3 protein-coding genes and 2 pseudogenes are annotated in these 3,004 nt (G+C 49.1%); 1 reads left to right on the forward strand and 4 read right to left on the reverse strand.

Annotation, left to right across the window (positions count from 1 at the left end; translation table 11 throughout):
- Positions 1–39: 39 nt before the first annotated feature.
- Complete coding sequence (locus tag QZ506_RS01935; protein ID WP_291968661.1) at positions 40–216, forward strand: hypothetical protein; 177 nt, start codon at positions 40–42, stop codon at positions 214–216.
- On the opposite strand, the gene bioD is transcribed toward QZ506_RS01935, so the two are convergent.
- The 4 genes and pseudogenes from bioD to QZ506_RS01955 all read right to left on the reverse strand — a co-directional run.
- Positions 154–819 (reverse strand): dethiobiotin synthase, encoded by a 666-nt coding sequence (bioD, locus tag QZ506_RS01940; RefSeq protein ID WP_291968666.1) that lies wholly within the window; start codon positions 817–819, stop codon positions 154–156. The genes QZ506_RS01935 and bioD overlap by 63 nt on opposite strands.
- A 153-nt stretch (positions 820–972) precedes the next feature.
- Positions 973–2,190: pseudogene (locus QZ506_RS01945) on the reverse strand (ROK family protein); the annotation flags it as partial.
- Between the two features lie 162 nt (positions 2,191–2,352).
- Positions 2,353–2,724: pseudogene (locus tag QZ506_RS01950) on the reverse strand (LysR family substrate-binding domain-containing protein); the annotation flags it as partial.
- Between the two features lie 49 nt (positions 2,725–2,773).
- Positions 2,774–3,004, reverse strand: a 231-nt coding sequence (locus QZ506_RS01955; RefSeq protein ID WP_291968664.1) for an IS1 family transposase, incomplete at its 5' end; no start/stop codon positions are given.

Below are 3,004 nucleotides of genomic sequence, written 5' to 3' on the forward strand. Positions count from 1 at the left end.
AGCCATAAAGGCTGCGGATTCCCTTGACGTAAAATCAGTATGTTAAATCCAGAGCGTGGTGATGCATCCCGGAGCGATCAGCATTTTAATCCAAAACAGGCGTGTCATAACAGCATTATTCCCTATTATTCAACAAAGCCAGTGATGGATAAATTAATAACGAATAGAAGAGAGATCAATATAGCCAGAGAGATCGCGTTTCTCTGCTCGCGGTAAATACGGAAGTTCCCCTAACTGTGGTGCGGAAATTTTCTTACGCAGCGCCGTAATGATATCTGCATAATTTTCCAACCCAGGGTTGATTCGGTTCGCCACCCACCCTAATAAAGGCAAGCCATCATTGATTATGGCCTGTGCAGTCAGCAGTGCATGACTAATACAACCCAATTTAATGCCGACGACCAGGACAACCGGCAACTGCTCTTGCACCACCCATTCAGAATAGGGGCGCAAATCATTCATTAGCGTACGCCATCCACCACTGCCTTCGACAACAACCATATCTGCCATACCGCAAAGGTGCTGCAAGCCTTGCGTCATAGCGCAATAGTCAATCGCATGCTGGCTCGCGCTGATTTCATCCTCACGCAGCGCTATAGGATTGATATGATCGTAAGGTAACGCCACCGTTGACGCCTCTTGCAACAGCAGCGCACATTTATTGCGTAGTCCCTCTTCGGTTTCCACGCACCCTTTAGCAACCGGCTTGTAGCCGACAACTGATTTTCCGCTTTGAGCAAGCGACTGCAATAATGCGCGTAACACCACCGTTTTTCCCACGGCAGTATCGGTACCTGTAACAAAAAGACGCGTTAACATGGATATAAGCTCCGGAGGTCCCACCTGAAAATAAAAAACACAGCAAAAAGACTTCCAATAGTGAAAGTCTAGGTGATGTACTTCAGGCATTGCTTGCGTTAGCGCAATGTTTTGTAATTCATGAAACGTTTTATAAATTTTTGTGCCACATAAGCCTTGCAACAGTTTCACCAGCAGCGAACCGTTGTACGACGCCTCTTTGACCAGCGCCGCGCCCGGCATGGTACCCTGATTATAAAACGCAGTAGATTCCACCTGTATATTGTGGCTGTAGGCAGGCAAAGATGATTGTCGAACACAATCCAGGGTCGCTGGATGCAGAATACTCGCGGCCTTATTTAAGGGAGATCCAACCAGAATTTTGTCCGGATTGAAAAGGTTAACCATGATAGCCGCGATACGGCCCACATTGTTGCCAACTCCGTTAATAACGTCTTTGGCTAATTGGTCCCCTCTCAGCGCGGCATCGCAGAACGTCTCTACGGTAAGCGGTGAACCGTTCAGCAATGAGCTCATCGAACCATTCAGGCGCTGTTGCGCCACCAGCTCGAGCATGCTTTCAATATTGGCAACGGTTTCCAGACAGCCGTTATTACCGCAATAGCAGCGCTTGCCGTAGGGATCGACCTGGGTATGGCCGATTTCAACCAGATTACGGCTGCCCACATGGAGTAAGTGGCCGCCGGTGATGACCCTAGCGCCGACATTGTGATCGATAACAATCTAGATAACGTTTTGCGAACCCCGCGCGGCGCCATACATCGCTTCGGCCATGGTCCAAGCGTAAATGTCGTGCTGTAGGAAGACTGGTAATCCGGTGCGGCTTTCTAACGCCGGACCTAACGCCATCTCCTCGACTGCATAAAATGGCATGCGGTGAATAATCCCAGCGACAGCATCGACCATGCCCGGCGACGTAATGGCGATTGCCATTAGCCGCTCCAGTTTGCGTTGATGACGAATAAAAAACTGGTCGACTTCGTGCAGGATGCATTCCAGCAGCGGTTGCGGATGGTCGCTCGGCAGGTTGACGCAATCCTCAACAACCAGAGAATTACTGAGATCGCGCAGCGACAGCGTGATCTCCTCACGGCCAATCCTGACTGATAGGTAGTGCCAGGCATCGGTATCCAGCAATAATCCAATCGCAGGACGACCACGGCTGCCGACATCCTAGTACTCTGTCTATTTCACCAGATGCGCTTCCATCAATTCGCGCACGATCTTGGTGATACTGGCTGGGGCCAATTGGGCCAGTTTTGATAATTCAATGCGAGATACGGTGCCGTGCAGGTCAATGAGCCGGTATACCGCACCGGCGTTCATTTGCTTAATTTGATCGATATGTCCGGGTTGACCATCCGCAATCACAAAACGGCTCCTACTGTCTACGAATTGCCACGCTGAGCGTTCGCTGATGCATAAGGTGATTTGCAGCGAAGGTTCTTAGCATCAATGAGTATTTTTCACGCTGCAAAATAAAAAAACTGCGGGTATGGTGGGGCTTTTAGTGAATTGCGTCAACTCTTTGATTCATTTTGTAATTTGGTGCACATATTTCCCCGTATCCTGTTCCAACATAAATGAAATCAACGTGTTTGCCGCAGGATTAAGTGCCGCACGACGCGATGTTACTAGCCACACTTCCGTAGTGGCATCCGGTTCACTGAGCGGCACGTATTTAACGCCATCCACGGAGATACATAAAAAGGATGCTGGCAGAATTGAAACGCCCAGCACCGCCGACACTAATCCCACAATGGTCATCGCTTCCCCGACTTCCTGTGTAATGTAGGGATCAATGGCATAATTTTTCAGCAAACGAAGGATTTCGTCATATAACGCTGTTCCCACTTCCCGGGCAAAAAACACAAAGGGTTCGTCAGCCAACTGGCGCACGCTGATATGAGGTTGGCCTGCCAACGGGTCGTGTATTCAATAAGTTGATGTAGCATCAAACATAGTACTCGCGTTCGATGTAAGTACCGATGATCCTATCGTGCATTTCGGATGATTTTGAATATCCGGGCGTCTTGCGATTGAACCGTTGCAATCGGTTACGCAGTGTCAGATGTGCACGCTCAATACGCTGTGTATACAGCTTGCTAACAATGTGTCTTACTTTTGGAAGTTCGTCGTTGTAAGCCCTGTAGCCATCCGTGTTTGCATGACTGACGACGGTAAC

The organism is Candidatus Symbiopectobacterium sp. (genome assembly GCF_020054415.1).
In the GTDB taxonomy this organism is placed as follows: Bacteria; Pseudomonadota; Gammaproteobacteria; order Enterobacterales; family Enterobacteriaceae; genus Symbiopectobacterium.

Excerpts from the sequence above, each read along its gene's own strand:
- QZ506_RS01935 (WP_291968661.1), top strand. The coding sequence starts at position 40 with ATGTTAAATCCAGAGCGTGGTGATGCATCCCGGAGCGATCAGCATTTT.
- bioD (WP_291968666.1), bottom strand. The coding sequence starts at position 819 with ATGTTAACGCGTCTTTTTGTTACAGGTACCGATACTGCCGTGGGAAAA.